This window comes from Anaerolineales bacterium (genome assembly GCA_022866145.1).
In the GTDB taxonomy this organism is placed as follows: Bacteria; Chloroflexota; Anaerolineae; order Anaerolineales; family E44-bin32; genus PFL42.
On the sequence record JALHUE010000430.1, the window covers coordinates 1 to 2,236 of the forward strand.

The following is a 2,236-nucleotide window of genomic DNA, read 5'->3' on the forward strand; positions in this document are numbered from 1 at the left end:
GGCCTGTCAGGGGGACCCTTCCTGGCAACCTCCCGCCGCCAGCTGGCGGCGCGTTACCCGGACATGCCGCGCCCCGAGCACAACGCCCTTCAGGACGCCCTGGATCAGGCCGAGCTGCTGCGCAGGATGATGGCAGCCCGCAGCCGCCTGCCGGCAGCCGACCCCTTGGTGCCGAGCCTGGCCGAGGCCTGGCAGCCCGACGGTTCGTACATCCTTCGCTCTGGAGATCCGCATGAGTGACACGACTGACCCCCAACGCGATCTGATGCGCATCATCGAATCCGCTCGCAGGTTGGGCGTCGAGCTTGATGAGCAGGAAGCCGTCAACTGGTTGACGGCCATGGCAGCCGACAACTCCGGCGGCGATGTCACTTTCGATGTCCGCACCGGCGTCTTCGGCCATCGGGTAAGCATGATGGACTTCTCTCCGCAGGACCTCGAACATTTCCGCCGCATCGGACGCCTGGTGGAATTCCAAGACGAGCCAGGTATCGTCGAAACCGCACTCGCTCTTTCGGGCTCGGCGGCCCAATCCAAGATCCAGAGCTATCCGGGCGACTGCGACTACTTCGAGCGGGTCAACATCCTCGCCGCAACCCGGCAGCAGGCCTGCCAAATCCTATCCCGACTCATGCGCGACAAAGCCCTGGCGATGGCCTCCGGCCCCGGCTACCAGCTGATCGAGGTCAAGTTCGGCGCCTTCCCCGCAGACCTCATTCGTGCCGGCAAGGCCGTCCGCTCAGGCTCGCCGATCGCCTGGACCCCGGCCGAGATCCGGCAGGGCTGGCTGCAGGCGGCAACCGCGGAAGGAACGCCCGTCCAGGTTCGATGGGAGGAGGTGGCCTCGGATCCCGGCTGGTGCAAACTCGATTGGGTGGTCACCGACTCGCTGCGCCACCAGCTGGCCAACGCCAGCAACATGCTGGACGTGACCTGGCAGGCGCCGGACGGGAGCATCACACCCCTCGATGGCTACCTGGATCCCTACTTCCAGGAGGTGTACCTGGAAGCAAGCTCGGTGCCGATCTTCTCCAAGCTCGCCCGCCACGTCTCCAGCGATGCGCTTGACGAATATGTGGCTCAGCTTGAAGGCGAGGTCAACAAGTATCTGACCAAGGACGTGAACTATGGGAAGGCCGCTAAGCGCATGTACAACATCTTCCGCCTGACCGGGCGCTACGAGGAGGCGGCGTTTCTGCGAGAACTGTTCGACGAACCGGCGACGCTGCTGTATCAGGTCTGGTCCCTGGTGCGGACCATCGACGATGCGCTGCTCCCCGGGTCCGAGATCACCCAGCAGGAGTTGGTGGCCTTCGCCGATCAGTTGATCCGTCGAGTGATGGATGTCTTGGAGGGCGAGATGGAGGAGGAGATCGTGCGCCGGTTGCAGCGGCTGCGAGAGATCCTCGCCAGCCAGCTCGAGCGGGAGGTCTGGGCGCTTGAGGTGGAAGCCGCCCGCGCCCAGGCCATCAACACCGTCAACAACTTCTTCCACCAACGCCTGACTGCTCTGCCCTCGATCCAACTGTATATGGATGGGTTCCAGGACTAGCCATCGATGGGAGGCTTGGTCGAGCAGGCGGGCGGTCCCACCCTATCCGCGGCTGAGGGTCTGGCGAGAGCCCGCAGCGCCTGGGAAGCCAGCATGCTGGAATCGCTCGACCGTCTGAGGCCGGCGCTGCAGGCGCGTCAGCCAAGCCGGTTGGCCGAGCTGAGCGGGGGAACCTATGCCAAGGGCCAGGTTGGCCTGACCTACTGGGGACGGCCTGTGACGATCTCGTTCCCAGCGCTGCAGGCGACCTACCCCGAGGGCGGCCAGGCACTGCCGACCTTCGATCTTGCCATGTTGCTCTTCTACCTGAGTTCAGCGGACGGTGAGCCTCGGGCTGGGAAATGGATCAGCTACCGGGAGCTTCCTGGAGGTCTGTTCTACCACCAGGCGTTCCAGGGGTATTCCGGCGATCGACTGGCCCACGCCTTTGGCGCCAGCCCGCAGGCCTTCACCCACGCGGCTCTGGCGCTGGGAGGGACCTCCCTTCCGGAGCTGGCCACCGCAGCCTACGCCTTCGATCCGCTGCCGGGGATCCGCCTGGCGGCCATCCTATGGCTCGGCGATCAGGAGTTTCCCGCCAAGGCTTCGATCCTGTTCGACGCCGCGGCACCGCACTACCTGCCGACCGACGGTCTTGCCCTGCTGGGTGCCGGGCTGACTGGCCGCATCCTCAAGGCCGACGCC

3 protein-coding genes are annotated in these 2,236 nt (G+C 65.4%); all 3 read left to right on the forward strand.

What is annotated here, in order from left to right:
* On the forward strand, nt 1-240 hold a 240-nt coding region (locus MUO23_12960), incomplete at its 5' end, for a hypothetical protein (protein ID MCJ7513862.1).
* Complete coding sequence (locus MUO23_12965; protein ID MCJ7513863.1) at nt 233-1,552, forward strand: hypothetical protein; 1,320 nt, start codon at nt 233-235, stop codon at nt 1,550-1,552. The genes MUO23_12960 and MUO23_12965, both read left to right, overlap by 8 nt.
* A 6-nt stretch (nt 1,553-1,558) precedes the next feature.
* A partial coding sequence (locus MUO23_12970) for a DUF3786 domain-containing protein (GenBank protein MCJ7513864.1) occupies nt 1,559-2,236 on the forward strand: 678 nt, incomplete at its 3' end.